This is a genomic window from Paenibacillus sp. PastM-3 (assembly GCF_029893965.1).
Taxonomy (GTDB): domain Bacteria; phylum Bacillota; class Bacilli; order Paenibacillales; family Paenibacillaceae; genus Paenibacillus_AQ.
Genome location: NZ_JARXXP010000001.1, coordinates 671,167 through 695,069 on the forward strand (window position 1 = coordinate 671,167; position 23,903 = coordinate 695,069).

The 23,903-nt window shown below is 51.7% G+C and carries 24 protein-coding genes; 3 read left to right on the forward strand and 21 right to left on the reverse strand.

Annotated elements, in window-relative coordinates; all coding sequences use genetic code 11:
• Positions 1-135: 135 nt before the first annotated feature.
• Positions 136-2,049 carry a threonine--tRNA ligase gene (gene thrS, locus M2108_RS03000; RefSeq protein WP_277467355.1) on the reverse strand — a complete coding sequence of 638 codons (1,914 nt, stop codon included), beginning with the start codon at positions 2,047-2,049 and terminating at the stop codon, positions 136-138.
• Positions 2,050-2,487: 438 nt separating this feature from the next.
• Positions 2,488-3,162 carry an HAD family hydrolase gene (locus M2108_RS03005; protein WP_277467354.1) on the reverse strand — a complete coding sequence of 225 codons (675 nt, stop codon included), beginning with the start codon at positions 3,160-3,162 and terminating at the stop codon, positions 2,488-2,490.
• Between the two features lie 142 nt (positions 3,163-3,304).
• Here M2108_RS03005 and M2108_RS03010 point away from each other — a divergent pair, with 142 nt between their 5' ends.
• Positions 3,305-3,790: a DUF6803 family protein gene (locus M2108_RS03010; protein ID WP_221799945.1), complete on the forward strand. Its 486-nt coding sequence runs from the start codon at positions 3,305-3,307 to the stop codon at positions 3,788-3,790.
• 103 nt (positions 3,791-3,893) lie between these two features.
• Here the strand turns inward: M2108_RS03010 and M2108_RS03015 are convergent, their stop codons facing one another.
• From M2108_RS03015 to M2108_RS03045, 7 genes are all read right to left on the reverse strand, one after another.
• A complete protein-coding gene (locus tag M2108_RS03015; protein ID WP_277467353.1) occupies positions 3,894-4,319 on the reverse strand; it encodes a MaoC family dehydratase in 426 nt (141 codons plus the stop codon).
• Between the two features lie 76 nt (positions 4,320-4,395).
• Positions 4,396-5,754: a glycoside hydrolase family 64 protein gene (locus M2108_RS03020; RefSeq protein ID WP_277467352.1), complete on the reverse strand. Its 1,359-nt coding sequence runs from the start codon at positions 5,752-5,754 to the stop codon at positions 4,396-4,398.
• A 239-nt stretch (positions 5,755-5,993) separates the two neighbouring features.
• Positions 5,994-6,506, reverse strand: coding sequence for a peptide-methionine (S)-S-oxide reductase MsrA (gene msrA / locus M2108_RS03025; protein WP_277467351.1), 513 nt, complete (start codon positions 6,504-6,506; stop codon positions 5,994-5,996).
• Between the two features lie 82 nt (positions 6,507-6,588).
• Positions 6,589-7,623 carry a Gfo/Idh/MocA family protein gene (locus M2108_RS03030; RefSeq protein ID WP_277467350.1) on the reverse strand — a complete coding sequence of 345 codons (1,035 nt, stop codon included), beginning with the start codon at positions 7,621-7,623 and terminating at the stop codon, positions 6,589-6,591.
• A 40-nt stretch (positions 7,624-7,663) separates the two neighbouring features.
• On the reverse strand, positions 7,664-8,752 hold the full coding sequence (locus tag M2108_RS03035; protein WP_277467349.1) for a Gfo/Idh/MocA family protein: 1,089 nt from the start codon (positions 8,750-8,752) through the stop codon (positions 7,664-7,666).
• An 18-nt stretch (positions 8,753-8,770) separates the two neighbouring features.
• Positions 8,771-9,535, reverse strand: a complete 765-nt coding sequence (locus tag M2108_RS03040) for a sugar phosphate isomerase/epimerase family protein (protein ID WP_277467348.1) — start codon at positions 9,533-9,535, stop codon at positions 8,771-8,773.
• 26 nt (positions 9,536-9,561) lie between these two features.
• Complete coding sequence (locus tag M2108_RS03045; RefSeq protein WP_277467347.1) at positions 9,562-10,725, reverse strand: Gfo/Idh/MocA family protein; 1,164 nt, start codon at positions 10,723-10,725, stop codon at positions 9,562-9,564.
• A gap of 378 nt (positions 10,726-11,103) precedes the next feature.
• Here M2108_RS03045 and M2108_RS03050 point away from each other — a divergent pair, with 378 nt between their 5' ends.
• Complete coding sequence (locus M2108_RS03050; RefSeq protein WP_346780527.1) at positions 11,104-12,036, forward strand: helix-turn-helix domain-containing protein; 933 nt, start codon at positions 11,104-11,106, stop codon at positions 12,034-12,036.
• Positions 12,037-12,088: 52 nt separating this feature from the next.
• Here M2108_RS03050 and M2108_RS03055 read toward each other — a convergent pair whose 3' ends face one another.
• A complete protein-coding gene (locus M2108_RS03055) occupies positions 12,089-13,189 on the reverse strand; it encodes a YeiH family protein (protein WP_277467784.1) in 1,101 nt (366 codons plus the stop codon).
• Between the two features lie 176 nt (positions 13,190-13,365).
• Here M2108_RS03055 and M2108_RS03060 point away from each other — a divergent pair, with 176 nt between their 5' ends.
• Positions 13,366-14,253: a LysR family transcriptional regulator gene (locus M2108_RS03060; RefSeq protein WP_277467783.1), complete on the forward strand. Its 888-nt coding sequence runs from the start codon at positions 13,366-13,368 to the stop codon at positions 14,251-14,253.
• A 36-nt stretch (positions 14,254-14,289) separates the two neighbouring features.
• Here M2108_RS03060 and M2108_RS03065 read toward each other — a convergent pair whose 3' ends face one another.
• The 11 genes from M2108_RS03065 to M2108_RS03115 form a co-directional block, all read right to left on the reverse strand.
• Positions 14,290-14,970 (reverse strand): ABC transporter ATP-binding protein, encoded by a 681-nt coding sequence (locus tag M2108_RS03065; RefSeq protein ID WP_277467345.1) that lies wholly within the window; start codon positions 14,968-14,970, stop codon positions 14,290-14,292.
• The gene (locus M2108_RS03070) at positions 14,967-16,085 is read right to left on the reverse strand and encodes an ABC transporter permease (protein WP_280776865.1); all 1,119 of its coding nucleotides are present in this window, start codon (positions 16,083-16,085) and stop codon (positions 14,967-14,969) included. The genes M2108_RS03065 and M2108_RS03070 overlap by 4 nt, the downstream gene beginning before the upstream one ends.
• Before the next feature lie 69 nt (positions 16,086-16,154).
• Complete coding sequence (locus tag M2108_RS03075) at positions 16,155-17,531, reverse strand: sensor histidine kinase (RefSeq protein WP_277467343.1); 1,377 nt, start codon at positions 17,529-17,531, stop codon at positions 16,155-16,157.
• On the reverse strand, positions 17,528-18,205 hold the full coding sequence (locus tag M2108_RS03080) for a response regulator transcription factor (protein WP_277467342.1): 678 nt from the start codon (positions 18,203-18,205) through the stop codon (positions 17,528-17,530). Before M2108_RS03080 ends, M2108_RS03075 begins: the two co-directional genes overlap by 4 nt.
• A gap of 93 nt (positions 18,206-18,298) precedes the next feature.
• Positions 18,299-19,117 carry an SDR family oxidoreductase gene (locus M2108_RS03085; RefSeq protein WP_277467341.1) on the reverse strand — a complete coding sequence of 273 codons (819 nt, stop codon included), beginning with the start codon at positions 19,115-19,117 and terminating at the stop codon, positions 18,299-18,301.
• Between the two features lie 105 nt (positions 19,118-19,222).
• Complete coding sequence (locus tag M2108_RS03090) at positions 19,223-19,672, reverse strand: MarR family winged helix-turn-helix transcriptional regulator (RefSeq protein ID WP_277467340.1); 450 nt, start codon at positions 19,670-19,672, stop codon at positions 19,223-19,225.
• A 73-nt stretch (positions 19,673-19,745) separates the two neighbouring features.
• Positions 19,746-19,988 (reverse strand): DUF3977 family protein, encoded by a 243-nt coding sequence (locus M2108_RS03095; RefSeq protein WP_277467339.1) that lies wholly within the window; start codon positions 19,986-19,988, stop codon positions 19,746-19,748.
• Positions 19,989-20,061: 73 nt separating this feature from the next.
• On the reverse strand, positions 20,062-21,252 hold the full coding sequence (locus M2108_RS03100) for a metallophosphoesterase (RefSeq protein WP_277467338.1): 1,191 nt from the start codon (positions 21,250-21,252) through the stop codon (positions 20,062-20,064).
• Between the two features lie 158 nt (positions 21,253-21,410).
• Positions 21,411-21,821: a bacteriohemerythrin gene (locus M2108_RS03105; RefSeq protein WP_221799914.1), complete on the reverse strand. Its 411-nt coding sequence runs from the start codon at positions 21,819-21,821 to the stop codon at positions 21,411-21,413.
• Positions 21,822-22,075: 254 nt separating this feature from the next.
• The gene (locus M2108_RS03110) at positions 22,076-22,939 is read right to left on the reverse strand and encodes a TIGR02452 family protein (RefSeq protein ID WP_277467337.1); all 864 of its coding nucleotides are present in this window, start codon (positions 22,937-22,939) and stop codon (positions 22,076-22,078) included.
• Positions 22,940-22,958: 19 nt separating this feature from the next.
• Positions 22,959-23,858: an NUDIX hydrolase gene (locus M2108_RS03115; RefSeq protein WP_277467335.1), complete on the reverse strand. Its 900-nt coding sequence runs from the start codon at positions 23,856-23,858 to the stop codon at positions 22,959-22,961.
• Between the last annotated feature and the right edge of the window lie 45 nt (positions 23,859-23,903).

The window sequence follows — 23,903 nt, forward strand, 5'->3', positions numbered from 1 at the left end:
CCAGCTTCCTCTAAATTGTAAACGATCTGCCTGTCCTCTGTCTGTATGGTTTTGATAAAAAAACAGCCCCGTTTGTGTAAAAACGGAGCTGTTTCCTGGCATGTCTATTTTGCTTGCATATTAATGAAGGAACTTTTATTTCCGCTCTGCAATTTCAGCGGCAATCTGCCGGGCCAGCTCCTCTATACTCATCGGACCAGCATCTGCGCCGTCCCGCTTTCGCACCGAGATAGTGCCGGAACTACGCTCATTGTCACCGAGCACGAGCATGTAGGGAACCTTTTCCAGCTGGGCTTCACGGATCTTCAGGCCAAGCTTCTCATTCCGCACATCCGCCTCAACCCGGATTCCAGCAGCTGCCAGCGCCTGCTTCACCTCAAAGGCATAGTCCGCATGATTCACCGATACCGGCAGCAGCTTCACCTGAACCGGAGACAGCCACACCGGAAAACCACCGCTGAAATGCTCTGTGAGAATCCCGATGAACCGGTCGATTGAGCCGTATACTGCGCGGTGAATAACTACCGGATGGTGCTTCTGGCCGTCTTCGCCCACATAAGTCAGGTCGAATTTCTGCGGCATCTGGAAGTCCAGCTGTACTGTACCGCACTGCCAGCTCCGTTTCAGCGCGTCGAGGATGTGGAAGTCAATCTTCGGCCCGTAAAAAGCGCCGTCTCCCGCATTGATCCGGTACGGCAGGCCTCGGTTTTGCAGCACCTTTTCCAGCGCTGCCTCCGCCTGGTCCCAGAGCGATACTTCACCCATGTAATCTGCCGGACGAGTGGACAGCTCCACCTTATATTCAAAGCCGAACACATTGTAGATATGGTCGATCAGATCCAGTACCTGGCCGATTTCTGCTTCGATTTGCTCCGGCAGCACGAACAGATGGGCATCATCCTGGCAAAAAGTGCGGACACGCATCATTCCGTTCAACGAGCCGGAGGACTCGTTGCGGTGCACCTGCCCGAATTCCGCAAGGCGGATCGGCAGTTCCCGGTAAGAGTGCAGGCTGTTTTTGAAAATTAGCATATGCCCGGGACAGTTCATCGGCTTCAGTGCAAACTTTGCTTCGTCCGCCTGTGTGAAATACATATCGTCCTTGTAGTGGTCATAGTGTCCGGATTGCTCCCACAGCCGGTTGTTCATCATCAGCGGTGTGCGGACCTCACTGTAAGCCCGCTCGCGCTGCAGTCCGCGGCTGAAATCCTCCAGCTCAGTGCGGATAATCATCCCTTTGGGCAGATAAAACGGCATGCCGGGTGATTCCTCGGAGAACATGAACAGCTCCAGTTCCTTGCCGAGCTTGCGGTGATCGCGTTTTTTCGCTTCTTCCAGCATAAACAGATGCTCATCGAGCTGGGCTTTTTTCAGGAAGGCTACGCCATAAATCCGCTGCAGCATCTTGTTGTTTGAATCCCCGCGCCAGTACGCTCCGGCTACACTCATGAGCTTGAACACCTTGATTTGTCCTGTGGAAGCGAGATGCGGCCCCCGGCATAGATCGGAGAATTCACCCTGATCGTAAATGCTGATGACAGCATCCTCCGGCAGATCACGGATCAGCTCCAGCTTAAGCGGCTCCTCCAGGTCTGCAAACAGGTTAACGGCCTCTTCGCGGCTGACTTCCCGGCGGAGGATCGGCAGATTTTCTTTAACAATGGCATTCATCTCCTGCTCGATTGCCGCGAGATCCTCGCTCGATAAAGGCTGTTCAATATCGATATCGTAGTAGAAGCCGTCTTCAATGACCGGCCCGATGCCCAGCTTCACCTTTTTGCCGCCGTAGATCCGTTTAATGGCCTGGGCCATCAGATGTGCAGTGCTGTGCCGGTGTACGTCCTGTCCTTCCTTGCTGTCCAGTGTCACAATCTCAACCCGGCTGTCCTTAACAAGCGGATGATGCAGGTCTACCAGCTTGCCGTCTACTTTGCCTGCTACTGCATTTTTCTTCAGGCTGGGACTTATCGATTGTGCTACTGCACTAATATCAGTGTTATACGAATACCCTTTTATTTGTCCATCCGGTAAAGTTACTTTGATCTCCATGATTATAGCCTCCGTCTCTTCAAGGTAATTGAACAATTGAACGCAAAAAAACGCATCTCTCCCGGAAAGGGACGAGTGCGCTTAAGCTCGTGGTTCCACCCTAATTTGACCTGCGCTGTAACAACCCTCTGCTGTCAGACGGAAGCTAAGTCACATGATCCTCATGGTATCCGGTATCGGGGATAAGACGGTGGCATTTACAGCCGCCCTGACAGCAGGGAGGGTTCAGTGCCACGGCTGCAAAGGGGTAACATCCGGCCGGTCTCTGTAAGAAGCTCTCACCACTCACTTCTCTCTCTGGTCAGTCCTTGGAGGATATCATGTCTTTGGTCATTGCCTTGGTTATGATGTTGCTTGGTGTTGCTGGTTACATATTACTCAATGACAATCTTATAAGTCAATAGCCAAAGTAAAAAATAATTCAAACGCCCGGTAAGTTTAACCGGCAGCCGCTACACTTATCCGTGTAATAATCTCGCCGATTTCCTCAACGGTGGAAGCGATATAATCCGCGCCGCTGGCGGATAATTCCGCTTCTGAACCATAACCGATCAGTACGCCGATTGAGGTTATGCCGCAGGCTTTTGCCCCGATAATGTCATGCTCCCTGTCACCGATCATTACGGATTCCTCAGGCGCAATTCCACCCTGCTCCAGCACATACCGGATTACCTCCGCCTTTTTGGAGCGGGTACCATCCAGATTACTGCCGGCTACATGCCGGAAATACCCGTCCAGCCCGTAATGCCGGAGAATTTCCTCCGCGAACACCGTAGGTTTGGACGTAGCCACAAATAAGGAATATCCCTTGGCCTGCAGCGCCTCCAGCAGCTCGGGAATCCCGGGAATAACTGCATTTTCAAACATCCCCACTGTACTGTAACGTTCACGGTAATGCACCACGGCTTGCGCTGCATGCTCCTCCGGTAAACCCTGAATCTGCACAAAAGAATCATACAGCGGAGGCCCGATATAGGGCAGCAGCAGGTCCGGATGCTTCACCGTTATTCCTAACTTGTTCAGTGCATATTCCACACACCGGGTAATCCCCTCTTTCGGATCGGTCAGTGTACCGTCCAGGTCAAACAAAATATGCTTCAGCTCTCCATTCATCTCTCTCTGCTCCTCCCGCAATATGTATTAACCGGTGCTTGGCCGCACAACTTGTTCCATCATACCCCTGTTTCTACATACTTTCCACACACTCATCTATTAATATTTCGATGTAAGTTAATTTGCTATTGGAGGAAGTAACATGACAATGACACATTACATGTCTCTGCTAGCGGATAATCAGCCATGGAACCTGATACTTTTTATGGCGATTCCCGTTATTTTTGCAGAGACGATTACGGTCACCGAATTTTTTATTCTGTTCACCAAAAACCTGAAGGGCCCGCTCAGAACATTTAACCGCATATGCAGTATTCTTGCAGGTTTTTATTTTACTGGTATCTTCCTGTACTTGTTCCCCACTGCGTTTGTACCGCTCACTGTGAACGGTGAATGGCATACCTGGGTTGACGTCGTTGCTGTAGGCTTTTACCTGAGCGGAGTTCTGTTCCTGCTGCCGCTGGCACTGCTTGACCTTGGCCTGATTGCACGCAAACGATCGGAAGAGGAGAAGCTGAAGCTGCATTTCCTGCTGGTCAGCGGTTTTCTGGTCGTTGCGCATATCGCCATGATCTTCGGTATGATCAATCCGGAAATTGTGAGCGGCATGGCTGGAATGAATCATTGATTATATAAAAAAGGGGCAGACCGATCTGAAAGATCCGGTCTGCCCTTTTTATTGTTGGCTCAGCAGAAATAAAACGGTCTGCATGTTCAGTTTCTCCCGGTACCTACTTCTGCACCAGCACCGTCAGCTCGCCCTCGAACACCTTAATCTCCGCCTGATTGAACGTTGACAGCCTTACCGTCACAAGACCGGTTTCATTTTTCTTCTCGGCCAAATCTATTACTTCCACAATGCAATATAATTCATCTCCCGGTAACACGGGCTTCATAAACCGGATATTATTCATCGCGGTTCCGGCGATTATATCCTCACCGTAACTGCCGGTTTCAACCCACAGCTTAAAGGAAACGGCCAAGGTCTGAATGCCTGATGCGATGATTCCGCCGAATCTCCCCTGCTTCGCTCTTTCTTCGTCCAGATGCATATACTGCGGATCGAATTCAGCAGCAAAGCTTTTAACGTTCTCGGGAGTTATGCTTAATGATTTCGTTCGAAAGGTCTGGCCGGTACTAAATTCATGAAACTTCATTCTTCCACCTCTTGGTTGTCTGTGTATGTAACTATATTAGTTCAAGGTGATAGAATGAATCAATAGAGCAGCAAACTTACCAGGCTACGCGGATAATCAGGCCTTTCGGATTGCCGACCTCCAGATAAGCCGCCTGGCCGTTGACATCATCGTACGGGAAGCCGTAAGCCAGTCCGTTAATGCTGTGGTCATGCCAGAATTTAGCATAGTAGTTGGCCGGAGCCGCATTATAGTAATTCGCCACGTTATTCCAGTTGCTGGTGGTATAGACATGGCGGTTGATCGCAGCAGCAGTAGCCGCATCAGTGAGAGCACCGTCACAGCGGAGAATATCCTGAGTGCTGTAGCTGGAATATCCGGCAAAATAATTGGCGTTCGCACCCCCGGCTGCAAAAGAACCGTAAATCGGTGCTACAATCCGGTATGGAGCCTGGAGGGTGGCCAGCGGCTTAAATGCCGCCGGCACTTCATTTTGATACTTCGTGAAGATTCCAGCCCGTGTCTCTGACTCGAGTTCACCGACAGTCTGGTCGAAAGAACCGGTTGTATTGACCAGCCGGTGCTGAATCGGGAATCCGAAGGCATCCACACGGGTTGTGTTCCCGTGATAACCGGCATCGTCAACAGTAAACTCTATGAAATCAAAGTAGATGCTGCGGTTCGGATCAGTAGGATTGTTAATATCCGGGCCGGCAAAGCCGTCATCATAGGTTGTGATATAGAGCGGGGTGCCGACGCTGAGAAATATCCGCCCGGAGGTGATTTTCGGCAGGTTAACCCAGGAAGCCTGGCTGACGGTATGATAAATGTTGGCATAGTTAACACCGTTTTTGGTCAAGTGGCCGGCAGCATCATTAAGCGCAGTGGAGATCGGCAGCAGATTGCCGCTCAGATCCAGATAGCTCCATTTGCCGTTCACCGGATTGATTCCGATGATTCCCCAGTAAATCTGGCTGTCGGAATAAGCACCGCCCGTTCCGTTCATTACTTTGAGGGACATCGAGCCGTTTGGTGCAGTTGGTATGGAAGATGCGGTGATGGAATAGATGGAATTCGAAGAATTAGGCGGTGTGGTCGGTGTTGTGCCTGAGGCAGTGTAGCTAAACCAGCCTGTATCATATGCCGGAGTGCCATTGTTGTATGTGAAAAAATAGCTGATCGCTGTACCGGCGGTCACGCCGGTTACAGCCTGCTCATAGCGGGCTGAGCTGCTGTTATACGTCATCCGGTAATTTAACTGTGTGCCGTTGTTGACCTTATAATGCACATCAACCCATGAAGTGCTGACAGTTGACTTGAACCAGATCGTTGCTGTCGTTCCTGAGAGGCTGACCCCTTGGGTGTAATCGGCAGCAGCGGCTTTGGAACCGAACATCGGCAGGCAGGAGAGCAGGAGCACAAGCGCGAGCGTTAGCATGGACCCTTTTTTCCTCATCGCAATTCCCTCCATTTATTGGTTTAAAATCAATCACGCACCATTTATGGTTGCGCTTTCAACACTGATTATAGTCTTGGTCAGGCCTGTTTAGTAGGCGCAGAATTTCGGATTTCACACCCAAAATTTGGGGTGAAACGTTTTTATGCAGGATGCTTTCTGGCGGTTTGCTGCAAAAAAACCAAAAAGCCTTATTTCTCCAGAAGTCAGGAGAGATAAGGCTTCGCCGTTTTGTAGAATTACCAGTGCTTTGAAATAAACGTATCACGCCCGGATTGCTCACGGTCCTCTTTGTAATGCTTCGGATTCTTTTTGTGATAATCCTGATGATATTCTTCAGCCCGGTAGAATACCGGAGCCGGCAGAATTTCGGTTACGACCGGTCCCTCAAATCTGCCGCTTAACGCAACCTGCTCCCTGGACGCTTCAGCCGCCTGCCGCTGACTGTCGTTATAGTAGAATATGGCTGTCCGGTACTGGCTCCCGCGGTCCTGAAACTGTCCGCCGTCATCGGTCGGATCGATCTGCGGCCAGAACAGCTCCAGCAGCCGCTCATACGGAAAAACCTCCGGATCAAAGGTAATCTGTACGACCTCGTAATGTCCGGTTGTTCCTGTCTTGACCTGTTCGTATGTCGGATTCTCCACGGTCCCTCCTGCATACCCGGATATTATCCCGTGAATTCCCGGCAGCTCCTCAAACGGGGTTACCATACACCAGAAGCAGCCGCCTGCAAACATTGCCTGTTCCATATATTTATTCTCTCTCCCTATCTCACTCATCTACAGATCTTAATAGCACATGTTATGAAGATAAGGCCAAATAAAAGGAAAGTCAATTCAGGTGATTCCCGCTGGCGGTTACAAGCGTGCTCCGGCGGTCTGATGAACGGTAGATCCCGGCAATGATCTCCAGTGCCTTTATTCCTTCCCGGCCGTCCAGCCAGAACCTCCGGCCCTCCCGGAGATGAGTGTAAAAATCATGGATCAGCCACTGGTGTCCGCTTCCCCAATAGGACTTGCCTCCACTAGCAACCGTACCCGGCTCACACAGCAGCTGTTCGCGGCCATCCTGCCACAGATAGAGGCAGTCACGCCGCTGGAGCAGTGTACCCTGCTCAAATACCAGCTCCAGCTCAACAGGTGAATTGACCGGATATGCATTTGTCCCGTAGAACAAGCCTCTGGCCTTATTGGCAAAAGTGATGCAGGCATGGGCGCTGTCCTCTACCTCGATAACGCCATCCAGTACATCTGTGCTCACAGAGCCGCTGACGGCAGTGATTTCCCCGCCAAACCAATGCAGCAGATCAAGGGTATGAATCGTCTGATTAATCAGCACGCCTCCGCCTTCAGTGGCCCATTTGCCCCGCCACTCGCTCTCCGAGTAATATTGTTCACTGCGGTGCCAGGTTACTACACCCTTCATGCAGAGCAGCCGCCCCAGCTGGCCGCTGTCGATCACCTGCCTGATCCTCCGCGAGGGTTCATTATAGCGGTTCTGGAATACTACACCGAGCTGTCCCTTACTGTGGTCAGCCGCATCAATAATCCGCCGGGCAGACGGAACATCGGCAGCCAGCGGCTTTTCAGTTAGGACATGTTTACCGGCATTCAGGAAATCGATGGCCATCTGGGCATGCAGATAGTGGGGGGTGCACAAATGAACCACATCAATATCCTTCCTTTCCAGAAGCTCCCGGTAATCCTGCACAATATCACATCCATATTGGCTGCCAAAAGCGGCTGCCTGGCCCGGATGAATATCTGCAGCCGCCAGCAGCTGTGCTCCTTCCATTGATGCAATCGCCTGGGCGTGCAGCGGAGCAATGGCTCCGCAGCCGATGATTGCTGCTCCAAGAGAAGTCATGTTAACACCTTCCGTTCTTTATCCGCTTTTGTTCCATTAGCTATTTCAGGCTATCCGGTGTAAGATTCAGCGCTGAAGCCTGGGCAATCAGGCACAGCTCCGCTGCTTTGAACACATGCTCCTGGGTCATTGCATGTTCTGTCCGCTGAATGCAGTCCAGAATCAGTTCGCCGAAGAAGGGATATCCGACTTTGCCGGCAACATGCTCGTAATGCTCTCCCTCGCTGTCTACCCAATAGACATGATCTGATTCCGTGGAGCGGCTGATATCAATGTATTTCCGCAGCTCGATGTATCCTTCGGTCCCCAGGATAACAGTGCGTCCGTCGCCCCAGGTTCCGAGCCCCTCCGGAGTAAACCAGTCTACACGGAAATATTGCGTAGCCCCGTTATCCCCGACCAGGGTAACATCCCCGAAATCCTCAAGCTCCGGATACTCGGGATTATTATAGTTAGCGACCTTGCTGTGCAGCACCTTGGCATCACGGCAGTCTGCATAATAAAGAAACTGTTCAATCTGATGGCTGCCGATATCACAGATAATTCCGCCGTATTTATCGCGCTGGAAGAACCAGTCCGGCCGGCTTGGCGCATTGAGACGGTGCGGCCCGGTGCCCATTACCTGGATGACACGGCCAATGGCCCCCTGTTTAACCAGTTGCCCGGCGTATACTGCACTTTCCACATGCAGCCGCTCGCTGAAATAAGTCATATACTTGCGCTTTGTCTTCTCAACCTGTGCACGTGCGGCGGCAAGCTGATCGAGCGAGGTGAACGGAGCCTTGTCTGTGAAATAATCTTTGCCATGCTCCATGACTTTGATTCCCAGTCCTGCCCGTTCGGAAGGAACCGCAGCCGCAGCTACAAGCTTGACCTCCGGGTCCCCGAGAATCTCCTCGGCACTGGCTGCTACTCTGACTCCCGGATACACACCGGTAAACGCCTTAACCTTGGCTTCATCCGGATCATATACCCACTTGAGCTCTGCTCCTGCCTCAATCAGCCCGTTGCACATGCCATAGATATGTCCGTGATCCAGCGCGATAGCGGCAAAGGTGAATTCTCCCGGCTGGACTACCGGACGTGCTTCATATTTGGGTGCGTACATCATTCCGTCTTTGCGGTTCATCTTCTGTTCTCCCTCCGGCTACAAGAGCTTTTTTAGATAATTGAAGCTGATGGCCAAGCTTTCAAACGGATCACGCCGGCAGACATCCTGTTCAACCACATACCATTCCACCCCGGTCTCACGGCAGGCTTCAATAATATCCGGATAGTTCATATTTCCTTCGCCTATTTCGGCAAAAGCCGGCTTCCGTTCAACAATCGCCATATCTTTAAGATGGACCACCTGCATTCTTCCCTCTACCTTGCGCACCCAATTCACCGGACTGCCGCCGCCGGCCTGAACCCAGTATAAATCCAGCTCAAATCCTACGGCAGCGGCATCACTTTCGTTAATCAGCACATCCATTCCGGTTATGCCGTCAAAGCGTTCAAATTCAAAATCATGATTATGATAAATGAACTGCAGCCCGTGCTGCTGCTTCAGTATGCGGGCTATTTCCGAAGCCTGACGGACAAAGCTGCTGTAGCCTTCCTGGTTGGTCTGATACTCTGCAGGCAGTGAGCCTAAACCGATGTACTTGCAGTTCCACAGCTTATGTTCAGCGGCAAGCGCTTCCAGATCATTCACCAAACGGTTCCAAGGGACATGGGTCGCACAGATCGCAAGCCCGGATTCATCTGCGTATTCCTTGACCAGCTGAGGATCTATGGGACCGATACCTGATATCTGTACAGCCTTATAGCCTATTTCCTTCAGCTTCTGAAAGGATTCTCTCAAGCCCTCCGGTGTTTTGGTAAATTCGCGGAGTGTGTACATTTGCGCAGCTATGGCAGATAAGTTCATATTACTGGATCGCTCCTTATTGTAGTTTAGTGGGTTCCTGTTACATCCAGCGCTTTGCCCTGGCTTGCTTCCTTCTTGAATGTGGAGCTCTGGACCTTCTCCATCAAGTGTTCATGGAATAGATCAGCATCAATCGGCAGCTCTACCCAGTTATCGGTCCAGGCGGATAAATACATCGCGTTAGACAGCGTCAAGCCGCGTATTCCCTCTTCACCCGGAGCAATCAAAGGCTCGTCATTCAGAATAGCATTCGTGAAGTTACGCAGAATTCCCTGATGACTGCCTCCGTTACTCTTATCTACAGGGATTTCACATTTCCAGCATTCCGGCTGGCCGAATCCCCCTGTATACGTGGCATTAAACTCAGGCTCCGGTGTACGCAGCCGCCAGAACGTCAGACTGCCGTCTTCCACAACGATTTTGCCGTTGTCTCCGGTAATTTCAAAACGGTTGGTTCCCGGCGCTTCACCGGTAGTTGTAATGAACAGGCCGGTCGCACCGTTCTCGTACTCTACATAAGCCGTTACATCATCCTCTACCTCAATGTTGCGGTACTTGCCAAAATGGCAAAAGGCCCGGACCCGCTTTGGCATCATCCCGGTTGTCCACTGCCACAGATCGAGCTGATGCGGGTCCTGATTCAGCAGCACCCCGCCGCCTTCACCAGCCCAGGTAGCGCGCCAGCCGCCGGAATTGTAATAGCTCTGCGAACGGTACCAGTCCGTAATAATCCAGTTGGTGCGGCGAATCTCGCCAAGCTCTCCAGAGGCAATAAGCTCCTTCAGCTTCTTGTAGAGCGGATTCGTCCGTTGATTGTACATAATGCCGAATTTGCGGTCACTCTGCGCGGCGGCATCGTTCATGTCCTGTACGGCCTTGGTGAATACACCAGCCGGCTTCTCGATCAGCACATGCAGGCCGTGCTTCAGGGCTTCAATGGCCAGCGGCGGATGGTCATAATGCGGCGTTGATATCAGGACGGCATCAATGCTTCCCGATGTAAACAGCTCCTCCGCTGTACTGAACCGCAAAACCTGCTCAGGAAGCTGCTCCGCTGCCCATTCCAGCCGCTCGGGGCTGATATCACAGACTGCGGTTAATTCAGCGCCCTTCACTTCATTCAACAGACTGAATGCATGGGCCCGGCCCATATTGCCGACCCCGATAATGCCATAGCGAACCTTATTCATCTGGAAAATCACTCCTGTATTTGTTTATGAAATGAGAATAACCTTAATCCCGGCGGAATGACATGAGCGGAATTAAGGTGTTTTTGTATATAATTAAGATGTAATGAACAAATGAAAGCGGTATAATGGATGATGAATCAGCGTTGAACAATACACCCACTACTAGGCGTTGTCCGCAGACTCCAGGGAATGTTTGGACTTCCGGCCGCTGTTGTCTGCAGATTTCTTGATCTGTACCGCTATTAGCGGTTGAAATCCGCAGACAAAGGCGATCGCTAACGCTCCTACAGTTCCAAACTTCCCCTCCGCTGCTTTCGCCTTCCGTTAATAAATTGTTAAACCCAAATTCTAAATCCATTAAGGAGAGAGGAGCAGAAAATGAACCCTTCCGGCGAGGTGAACGGAAAGCTGAGAGGTAAGACAAAAGCTAAGCCAAACAGCGCTGCCCCTATATTGAACGGAAACATGAACAGCCGGCTGAACGGAACCCACACAGGCAATCTGACCGGAAGGCTGCTGCAGAATCTGACGGTGCGGGTGACGCACGCTCAGCTAAGCAGCAAATATCCAGGCTGGGACCGCAGCAACGAGACCCCCTCGTTCAACCGGCTGTATTTCATAGACAGCGGAGAAGGCAAGGTGATCATTAACGGTGAGACCCATTATCCGCATGCCGGCCATTTGATGATTATGCCTGCGGGGACGACGCAAACTTCTTTGACGTATCCGCACAATTCGTATGTCCGCTATTATTGCCATTTTGATGCACAAATCGGGGAATGGCCTTTGTTCCACAATGCGGGCAAGCTCTATATCTGTGAAGCGGCTGACCCTGATGCGGTCCGTGCGATCTTTACAGAGCTGATCGCTTTATTTCAGGATGACAGTTTCTTATCTACGCTGCGCAGGCAGGCCAGCCTGCTGCAGCTGCTGGCCATCTGTCTGGAGGGGGGCGGTTATGCCAATTTTCTGGACGATGTGGCGCATACCGGGGATCATGGCAAGCTCGCCAGTGTGCTGGGTTACATTGAAGAGCATCTTCATGAGCCTATGGAGGTGGAGGATCTGGCCGGGCTGGTGCATCTTCACCCGAACTATTTTATTCCCTACTTTAAGAAGTTCATGGGGATGCCTCCGATGCATTATGTGCAGTACAAGCGGATGGAGCAAGCCAAACGCCAGCTGTCAGGCACCAAATCCAGCATCGGCGATATTGCCGAGCAGGTGGGCATGGAGCTGGCCCACTTTTCCAAGGTATTCAAAAAAACAACAGGCGTATCGCCGTCAGCCTACCGCAGCAGTACCCGGTAACGGATATATCTGCAGGTACTGATTCATCTGCACTTACTGATACCACTTACGGTTACTTCAATCCCATTACATGAATAAGCACGTATCCAAGCAGGGATAGCAGCAATGATCCTGCCAATCCGGCTGCAAAGGGCTTGCGGCCTAACCGGCCGAAGGTTGTCAGGTCAATACCCAGTCCGAGGCCTGCCATCGCCATGGCAAGCAGCAGATAAGCCAGCACCAGCAAATCAGCTGTTAGCTTGTCGGGAAGGAATCCCAGGGTGTTCACTCCGCTCATCACTAGAAATCCGCCGATAAACCAAGGCACAGGGAAGTTGCGACGTGTGTTCTTTGCGTCGCTGCTCTGGATGTCCTTACGATACTCCGCAGCGGACTGTTTACGCAGCCTGCGGTTTTCCCATAACCCTAATCCCAGCGCTACCGGTGCAAGCAGAGCTACCCTGGTCAGCTTGACAATAACAGCCAGATCGGCCGCCTGCTGCCCTACTGGAGCCGAAGCAGCGAGTACATGCGCGACCTCATGAAGCGTTGCTCCGGCAAATATGCCATATCCTGCTTCACTAAGTCCGAGCAGCGGATAGGCGGCAATGTAGACCAGTGTGAAAATAGTGCCCAGAACAGCAACCGTCGCAGCACTTACCGCTATTTCGTTATCGTCTGCCTTGATCTGCGGGGCAACCGCCGCTACGGCAGCCGCTCCGCAAATGGCGGTTCCGCAAGCGGTCAGGATACCGAGCCTCCGGTCAATGTTCATAGCTCTGCCCAGCAGATACACCGTGATCAGCGTGAATACAATATGAATTACAGCAATGGCCAGCACTTTAGGTCCGGCTTGTATGATGTCGTTTATATTAAGTCTCAAGCCCAGCAGGATAATACCGGCTCTGAGCAGCTTTTTTGAGGAAAATTGAATACCCGGTGCCGCTCTTTCCGGTACACCAGCTGCTGCACGCAGTATAATCCCAAGCAGAATAGCAAGCACCAGCTGACCCATCACGCCCAGTAAGGGCAACATCGCTAAATATTTCGCTCCGGCTGCAAGCGCCAGTGTAAGCAGCAGCCCTTCAGCGAACCCGCGGAATCCTGCAGTCTTCCAACCCTGTTTCTTTCCCTGCTCAAGCTTGCTTAGCTGCTGTAACAAATGAATATGCATAGCTTTCACTCCCTGTCCGCCTTATCACAAGAGCGGTTTCTCTGCCCCAACTATACGTCCGGACAGCAGGAAATGGAAATACCGGTTTGCTATCTCAATCATTACAAATCCTTATGATTGAATGGAATCTCTATGTTATTATTGAACTACTTCATCTTTATGAGCGGGGGATAATCATGATTGTCGATGCATTGCGGGTATTTGTAACGGTCGCGGAGCAGCGGCATTTCTCCAGAGCCGGAGAGCTGCTGAACCTTTCACAGCCCGGCGTCAGCCTGCATATCCGTAACCTGGAGAATGAGCTGGGCAGCAAGCTGCTGCACCGTTCTCCTAAGGCAGTACGGCTAACAGAGGCCGGCTCCGTGCTCTATAAACACGCCAAGCAGATTCTTGCCCATTATGAGGAGGCAGCGCAGGAAATCCGGCTGCTGCGGGATGAGGTTACAGGCAGTCTTATACTAGGGGCCAGCTTTACAATTGGAGAGTATCTTTTACCGGGAAGACTGGCCGAATTCGCCAGGCAATATCCGCAGGTGAACCTGCAGGTTACGATTGGCAATACCGAGGAAATTATTGCAGCCGTAAAAGGCAATCAGCTGGATATCGGATTCATCGAAGGCGAAACAACCGACACGGAGTTGGACATTATCCCCTATATGAAGGATGAGATGATCATAACTGCTGCAGCGGGCCATCCGCTTGCCGGGGAGTTGATTGTGGATAGCAGAATGCTGCAGAATCAGATCTGGGTGCTGCGGGAGACAGGTTCCGGCACGCGGGCATACAGTGATCATTTTCTGCAGGAAGGGCAGCTCACCGTTAAACGCTCTTATGTGTTTAACAGCAGCCAGGGAGTCAAGGAAGCGGTAGCCGCCGGTCTGGGGCTTTCCCTGTTATCCCGCTGGATTGTGCGCAAAGAGCTGGCCAGCGGGGAAATGGTCGAGCTCCGGACCAGACAGAAGCTGCCGGAAAGGGATTTCCTAATCATCCGCCGCAAAGAACATCAGACCGCAATGGCAATCCGCGTCTTTCTGGAAAAGCTGCTGACAGCGGAAAAAGCCTGATCCCTGCATACTAAGGGATCAGGCTTATGATCAGATTTACTTATGCTCCACTAGAGCACCGTTCTCCAGATGCAGCACGCGGCTGCACCATTCCAGCATCCGTTCGTCGTGGGTGACCATGACTGCAGCTTTGCCTTCGCTCCGCACCTCATCTGCGATCATCCGTACGACCTCCCGGCCGCGCTCGAAATCCAGACTCGCCGTCGGCTCGTCCGCGAACAGGATCGCCGGCTTGTTCATCCAGGCCCTGGCAATCGCCACACGCTGCTTCTCACCCCCGGACAGCTTCTCGGGATAGTGGCTGCGGCGATCCCAGATGCCAAGCCGCTGCATCAGATGGGCTGCCCGCAACTTTGCCTCCTTCGGCTCAAGCTTCGCCAGCCTGGCAACATACAGAAGCTGTTCCTCCACTTTCAGGTAAGGCAGCAGCTGCGCGCTCTGGAACATAAAGCCGATTTTTTGCAGCCTGAGCGCTGTCAGCTCCTTTTTATCCTTATTGTTAAGGGACTCTCCGTCAATGTAGATTTCACCGCTGGTTGGCGTCAAAAGTGCTCCCGCTGCAGAGAGGAAGGTGCTTTTGCCGGAACCGGAAGGTCCCAGAACGGCCACGAACTCCCCTACGTGAACCGTAAGATCGAGATTGTCCAGTACAGACATCGTCTGTCCGCCGTCCCCGTAAGTCTGGGTAACCTGCTTCATCATCAACATGGCACTCATGCTCCAGCCCTCCCTATCGCTTCCAAGGCATCTACCTTTGCTACTCTCGCTACCGAAAACAGCGCTCCCAGCAGTGACATACCGACAAACAAAACGCTGGTCAACAGAATGGTCGAGCCTTCCAGCTGGAACGGCATCGAATCCGGAAGCCCCATATTCATCCCGAAGGTCAGCAGCAGGCTGGCAGCCAGGCTCACTATGGACAGAATCAGCACTTGGCCGACGACACTCCAGGCAAGATAGGACATTTTGGTCCCCATCGCCTTCAGAATACCGAACTGGCTCGTCTTTTGGATAGTGATAACATAAAAGAACACAGCGAGTACAAAAGCCGCAATGACAAACAGGAAGGCAATCATCATCTGCAGGGAATTCTGTTCTGCGGCATAGCCTGGAATACTCTTGATCGCCTGCTTTTGCGTAATCGTCTCCACATGATCCAGCTTGCCCGCAATCTCGGCCGCCTGGGCCGAAGATGCTTTCAACGCAATGACATTATAAGGAACCGACTGCTGATCAGAGCCCGGCGGTACATTACCGCTCTTCATCGTCTGCCAGTCAGCCGTTGTAATATAGACGACCGGCATGTGGCTATAGGAGCTGTTTTCTACAACCCCTTGTACTATGAAGCTCATCCCTGATGCCTGATCAGTAATCGTACTGCCGACGGTTATTCCCGACTCTGTAAGCTTCGAATCAACAACAGCGCCGCCCTGCGAAGTATTGGTTAAGGAGCTTCCTTGCACGACCTCAGGCGCGAGCATCCCGTCCATATCTACCGCAAAAAAAGTGATATCCGCCTTCGCATCAGCAGCCTCCGCTGTAACTGTGCTTGTCTGAACGGCAAGCGCAGCTGCATTTTCTGTGCCGGCAATGGACTGTGCTGTACTCAGATCTGTCCCGCTTAACTGGGAACGTCTGAAGGTATGCTCAGCATCGTCCTGTAACGCAAAGTAGTTCGCCGGCATATTTTCCACAGCAGAAATATTGGCATATGCAAGTCCGCGGGCCAGTCCGGTTACGAACAGCACCAGAAACGAAACCAGCAGCATAATTACCATAATGAGACTGTATCTTGCCTTGGAGTGCCTCATCTCCCTCAAAGCCAAAAACATATTACCACTCCCTCATCTCTGTATGACAACAGTGTAGAGGGCGAAAATGAACGGAGTATGAATAAACCATTACAGATGCGGCAGTGTCACCGTAAAAGCAGTACCTGCGCCAACGGTACTTTCCACCTCGATGGTGCCGTTATGCGCCATGACAATCTTTTGGGCGATCGAAAGACCAAGGCCGGTGCTGTTGCTGCCCGAGGTGCGCGCCTTATCCCTTTTATAGAAACGGTCAAAAATCATCGGCAGTTCGGCAGCGGGAATCCCCTCTCCTGTGTCCGCTACTATTACTGTACAAACTCCGTTAGCCGCCGATGCAGAGATGGTGATGGTCCCGCCCGCAGGCGTATATTTGACCGCATTGGATACGAGGTTCATCCACACCTGGTATAGCAGATTGGAATCGGCCGTAAGGGTAATCTCCTCCATATGCAGTCGTACCGCCAGCTCCTGCTCGGTCAGCCGCCATTCCATAATCTGAAGGACCTGGCGCAGCTGTGCCCGGAGATCGACCTTCTGCTTCTGCAGCGCGTTTTCGTCATAGTCCAGTGAGGAGAGCGTCAGCAGCTGTTTGCTCAGCACGGACAGGCGGCGGCTCTCCTGGTCAATAATATCCAGATACTCCATTCGCTGCTCCCCGGACAATCCGGTATCTTTTAGTGCATGGGCGAAGCCCTGTATCGAGGTCAGCGGGGATTCAATCTCATGCGAGACGTTGGCGACGAAGTCCTGCCGGGCCCGGTTGGTCCGCTCCAGCTCCCTGCTCATGATCATAAAATGGGATGCCAGCTGCCCGATCTCATCGCGCCGCCTTGTATTCAGCCGGATGTCATATCTGCCTTTGGAGATACGCTGAGTGGCCGCGGTAAGCCGGGTAATCGGTTTTACGACATGCAGCACGGCAACAACGACAAACCATAAACTGAACAGAATGCTGAACCCGATCAGCATGGCAAAAAACATCCGCAGCTCGCCGAACTGCACCTGCGCATCCGGACGCATAAACAGCGCATAGTTCAGCCCGTTCAATTGGACCGGAACGCCGATGGTATTGGTAAGCTGATTATCAAAAAAACCGGTAATAAACGCGCTGCCCGGAAACTCCGCAACGCCATGATAGACACCGCCGCCCAGCACCAGCTGCAGCTTCTCCTCCGGCAAATCCTTTTCCCGGAAAGGCAGACCATAAGCCCGTTCGTCCCCTTCCCCATTGGTCAGATAGAGCTTATAGCCTAGCGAAGCCGTACTCAGCAGATATTCCCCGGCACTGTCTGGATGATCCTGGATAAACTGCTGGAGACCGATGGCCATTTTGGTAAGCTTTGCATCGTTCTGCGGCTTGATCCGGGCCTGATAATACAGATTGGACACAAGAAAGCCGAGCACACTGCTCATGACGATCATGGAACAGAACAGCAGGCACATTCTTATATAAAGGGATTTCATCCGTTCACCATATCCACTTTATAGCCGATTCCGCGCACAGTCCGGATCACAAAATCATTCTGGTAATCCGCAAACCGCTGGCGCAGCCGCTTGATGTGCACATCCACGGTCCGCTCATCCCCCTCGTAATCCGCTCCCCAGACCAGCTCAATCAGCTCACTGCGCGAAAACAACCGCCCCGGATACTGCGCAAGCTGTGCGAGCAGCTCGAACTCTTTTACCGGCAGCAGCAGCACCTCGTTACCGTCACTGATCTCGTAATTTTTACGGTCAATCAGGATGGAGTTGAGGCGGATTTTATCATCCGAAGCGATCGAATAGCGGCGGAACAGCGCCTTGATCCGGAACACCAGCTCCTCCGGCTCGAACGGCTTGGTCACATAATCATCTGTCCCCCGCAGATACCCCTGCTCCTTGTCGCTTAGCTGCTGGCGGGCAGTAAGCAGAATAATGGGAATATCGTAAGTTTCCCGTATATATTGGCACAGCTCCAGCCCGTCCATCTGCGGCATCATCACATCCACAACCGCCAAGTCCACTGTGCTCGCTTTCATCAGTTCCGCCGCCTGAAGCCCGTTTTCTGCCTCTGTAACAGCATAGCCCTCCCGCAGCAGCACATGCCGCAGCAGCGTGCGGATATTCATATCGTCGTCGGCAACCAGTATCCTTTTCATCGGCAATCCACTCCTGTATCCAAATCTAGCTGTCCTATATCGTAGCAACAATGCTTACTGATGACAACCGGGCGATCTCTCTGTTAGATATGTCTATTTCTGCTCTGCCTTAATAAAATCCGCTATGCTCTCCTTCAGCGGAGTAACGGGCCTTCCCATCCACTTCTCCAGATCACCTGTTGTAGAGGCGGTGTTTATGCCAGCGAGATAGTTGTAAATCCAGTGGCGAATTCCGGGGTCTTCACGGTGAACAACCGTTGTACCGGCCAGTTCGGTAAGAGCCTCAGCCAGCTCATGAAAGGTCCAGGCCTGCGGGGCCGTTAACTCATAACTTGGCTGATCATGCTGGGCACTGAGAAGAATTGCAGCTGTTGCCCGTGCCAGATCGCGGCGAGTAACCGAGTTGAAACGCCATTCTCCGGGCGGTGTGAGCAGCACACCGCTGCTGATTGCCTCCTGTAAGCCGAGCACATTCACGAAATCCAAATATAGCGCATTACGCAAAAAAGTGTATCTAAGTCCGCTATCCCTAATTGCCCGCTCGGTAAGGGTATGAACATTGTCCGGGCTGCCCTGATGTGAAAAAGCAAAGCCGGTATAAAAGATATGCTCCACACCGGCTCTGCGGGCAGCATCAATTACCTGCTTATGCTGGACAAGCCGGACGGCATCATCCTGGTGCGGGCTGGAGATGAGCAGCAGCCGGGAAATATTGCGGAAAGCTGAATCAAGCAATTCCGGAACGTCATAATCCGCCATTCGTATTTCCACACCGGACTGCTGCAGCTCAGCAGCTTGATCCGGAGTGCGCACACCTGCAATGAGCTGTCCTGCCGGAATCTTTTGCAGCAGCTCCATCATAATCAACCTTCCAAGCTGACCTGTTGCCCCGGTAATCATTATTGTCATCATTTCTCTTTCCCTTCTACAAAAAGATTGCTTTTTAGTTAACCCCTTAACTATCTGCACAAAAAAGTCAGGTAAACCATAAGCGACGTAATAGCATAGACGCCAGGTCTAGGCCTGTTTCAGCTTGCCCATCAGTACCATCAGCTGACGAAGCTCCTGCTCATCGAGCCGGCTCATCCGCTCTGCAACCGCAAGCCGGTTATCCGGCAAATGCTTCAGCAGCAGCGCTTCTCCTTGCTCCGTGATCGTAATAACCGTTTTACGGCCGTCCTCAGCATGACCGGTACGGACGATATAGCTTTCCTTCTCTAAGGGTGCGAGCAGTAAGGTAATATTGGCTTTGGTTACGCCGATTTTCTCAGCCAATTCAGAAGGCAGCATACTGCCGCCATGCTTCGCAATTTCCACCAGTATCCGGACTCTGGCTCCGTTCAGCCCATGAGTCTGCCAATATTTTTCCGATACAGCTACTACACTCGCCGTCGTTTCAACCAGTGCAAAAAAAGCCTCAGTCGTGAACGGCTGCTCCAGCACCAGCTTGTGTAATTCATCCTTCACCGAAATCCAGCTCCATTTAGTTAATAACTTAACTACTTCAATATACGTTCAACTGCCTCCGTTGTCAAAAGAATTAATCTATGAAGCTGCCGATGCCGAAGATGAGCTTAGATGCCTTCCGGCTTTTCCGGGTTCTTTTAAAGCCTGATCTCACATCAAAAATATATACCGTTCTTCCCGCCCAGCATCTCAGGTATGCGGAATGCAGCTTTACCGGCCCGATGATTCCCCGCTCCTCAAATTCAGTACCGTCGGCAAGCTCCGTCTCTGTACGGATCAGCCAGCGGTTTCCGAGACCAAACTCAATGTACTTCAATCTATCCGCTCCCTGAACATGATTAACCCCCCGCACTCCCGTAAGATTGCAGGAGGTCTGTTTAAAACGAACCCTACACCAGCACTGTCTTAGCTGACAGCGACTCTTCCTGATAGCTCTTGCTGCCTTCAAGCAGCACCTCCAGCCTGATCAGCTCCGAGCGGCTGGCCAGACGGATTGGCGGTCCCCAGGTACCATATCCGGATGACACGATAACATGCAGCTTATCTTTGAGCAGATAGCCCCAATCCAGCTCAAACAGGCGTCTCGTAATCCAGTGGTTCGGCGCGATCTGGCCGCGGTGGGTATGACCGGATAACAGCACATCCACTCCCGCCTTCGCCGCAATGTCAAAACCGGTCGGCTGATGATCCATCATCAGGATCGGACGCGAATGATCAAGACCCTCAAGCAGTGCGGACACACTCATCCGGCCGCCTTGCATCGACTCTGCCGTTTTGTCTTTTCGTCCGGCAATATACACCCCTCCAGCTTCCACCACTTCATCCTGCAGCACCTTGATGCCGATGCCTGCCATCAATTCAGTGTACTGGGCTATAGAACCGCCGTAATACTCGTGATTTCCTAGAACGGCGTAAACACCATAACGTGCCTTAAGCTGCTTCATCTGCAGACTCATATTGTTTCGGATAAACGGCTCTATGCTGTCATCCAGCACATCACCCGCCAGCAGGATAATATCCGGCTTCATCCGGTTGATCTCAGCCACCATTTTGCGCAGATGGCGGTTGCCTACAATGTTACCGAGGTGCAGATCGGATGCCACAGCAACTGTGAGCGGTACACTGGTCCCGATGGATTTATCAATCCGGACCGGATGGGTCCGTACGACTGTACTCCAGGCATTGCGCGAGCCCCAAATCAGGAACACAGCCAGCAGCACCACCAGCGTTATCCCGGCATCGGCTGTAAATGCGTTACGGTCAAAGCCCATCAGACCCAGCACCCAGTAGAGCAGATCGGTCAGCGGCAGCGTAATAACAGCGAATTCCATGCAGGCCAGATAATAAGAGCCGATTACCTTGAACAACCTGGCGCCAGGCTTTACTGCCTTAGGCCAAGGAATCATTCCGATCATGTAAGCAAAGGCTATAAGCATAAATACCGTCCAGTACACACCTGCCAGGATACCCGGCAGCACATCCTTCAGCAAAACCCAGAGATGGTAGCCAATGTAGAAATTAACCAGTCCCAACACCAGCAGCATCACGGCACCAGACAGCAGCATACGCAGATTTTTCATTATTTCACTCCTTTAGCGTACAGCTTTTCTATACGTTCTACCTCAAATCATAACACAGAATATTTGCCGGATAATAATTCTGCCCGCTGACTCTGATAAACCCCGGTCTGAGCACAAAAAGAAGATGCCCTGCGGCATCCTCATATTCCATTATGCAGTTATACCGCTTTGCCTTTGGCAGCAATACAATCGCCGATCAGCTGATCGCATTTGCTGATGTGATTAAGCAGCCAGTCTGTAAGCGTACGATTGAGCTTGATCGTTGAAAGGACCGACACGCCTTTGGTCTTCACCGTCTCCTCCAGCTCCAGAACAGTCTGCACAAACTCTGCATGTGTCTTCTGATGCTCGGCCAGCTCAGGGAAGTCAATGTCCACCATAAGCTGCTCTTCACTGCTGAAGTGCTCCAGCGTATACTCTTTAAGGAATCTCAGTGTCTCTTCGATTTGTTCTTTGCCCTTCTGATTGGTGCATGCCTCAAAAAATTCATTAAGCTTCACCAGCAGCTGTCTGTGCTGGCAATCGATTGTCTCCACACCGATGTCATACGATTCCTTCCAGTCGATCATAACTCACCTTGCCCTTTTCCAAATTTTCCAAGTAGTCAAATACACCCTTTATTTTCTACTTTTCCGGACAAAGGTTCTGTGAACAACATCACAACCTTCAGACAGGGATTTACAATTTCATACAAAAAACGCAAGAGCAGCGCTTGCGCTTGTTAGTCTATTGAAGTTTAGGCTCTTTTGATCAATACTCTGGTTAGTAGAGCTTTTGCATATCTTATAATCTTCGGATAGCTGTACCAATACCTCCGTTCACCTTATAGCAGTTTAAGCCGGAAAGCGTTAAAAGATGCCTGTTCCGGTGACCGGTCAAGAATAGCAAATACGATGTGTTTAAAAAGTGTCCGGTAGCCTTCCTCCACCAGCACCTGCCGGAAGTATCCTGCAACCTCAGCCGGGTCATTGCGGAACACCCCGCAGCCAAATGCCCCGAGCACAATCACTCGGTGACCCTGATCTGCTGCAACGGTTAAAATATAGCGTATCCGCTCCAGCATCACTTCGGCAATCAGCGGTACTTCCTGCGGCTCCCGTTCCTTGACCACACCTGCGTTAACAGCAGGGGCAGTAATCATGGACACGGTATAAGGTTTATCCAACAGCAGATCACGGCTGTCGCGGAATACGGGAACACCCGGAGAATGAATCATATAGTGGGAATAAAGGCCGGATTTGCGGCTACGGTTGTAATCGTACATCTCCTTCATTTGAGAGATCGCTGGATAAAGGGCGGATGCACGTGCAAGGCTCTCTTCCTGGGCTTGGCTGCCGCCAAGGAAGCCGCCGCCCGGATTTTTGGCAGAAGCAAAATTCAGGCATACGGTGTGTTCATGATCTTCCCGTTCCACCAGACGCTGCGCCGCTTCCAGTGTGGACTCAGCCGTTACTGAGATGTTTGGCTTATCCGCAGGGTGATTGCGGAGCTGCTGTGCTGTGCGTTCATTCAGCATCTTGAGCTCCTCGGGTCTATATAACTGTGAACCGGAAATGGCCGCGCTGATAGCTTCGGCAATATCTGCTTGCTGTCCGGATCTGTTGATATAATGGCCTGCAGCAATAATATCTAAAGTTTCTTGAGCAACTAATGCCCGTTTATTTCTTCCATTATTGGAGTTATTCATCACTCTCAGCCCCGATCAGTTATTCTTTATTAACGTTATACCGGTACAGCCTGGAAGGGCGGTGACCGGCGTCTTTGGTATATTCATCCGTCTCCGTCACACTATCAGCGATCTTTCTGCGGAAGGCTGCGGCCAGCAGCTCTTTGCCAAGGATTATTTCGTAGACCCGCTGAAGCTCTGATAGAGTAAATAACGGCGGCATCAGATTAAAAATAATGTCCGTGTACTCGACCTTGCCGCGCAGCCGTTCGATTGCATACTGCACCATCAGCAGATGATCAAATGCGAGTCCTTCGCTCTCGATAATCCGGCTGTGTGCTTTACGGACATGCCCTTGGACAGTCTCGGTATGCCTGACTGTACCTGTAAGTGAGGTTTGCTCATTATGCAGCGTTATCCGGATTATTTTCTCCAGCTCATAACCCTGTTCCAGCTCTGTTCGGTTTGTTTCAACTAATTGATGCGTTACCTCGAACCAGGCGGCATCAGCCGCATCATCGCCTGCCTGCACATTCAGCGTTGTCCGGTCAACCAGTGCCATATAGGAGCAGCTGATTACACGCATGCGCGGATCACGCTCCACTTCACCCCAAGTGTACAGCTGCTCCATGTAGATGTTGTCGATATTGGTCTCTGTATATAGCTCTCTTCTGGCGGCGTCCTCAATACTCTCGTTAATGGAAACGAAGCCTCCCGGCAGTGCCCATTGTCCAAGGTAAGGGTGCTGGCCCCGCTTGATCAGCAGAAGCTGAAGTGACTTCTCGGACAGCTTCCGGTAGTTATTCTGCTCCTGTTCCATCACGGTAAAAATCAGCATATCCACGGTCACGGACGGGCGTTCATACACTCCCGCATCATAGTTCTGCAGAAACTGCTCTTCTGTCAGCCCCTGGGCATCGGTTATGGGTTGCTTATTCATATAACGCTCCTTCATCTATTTTAGACGTCACAAATAACTTATTGT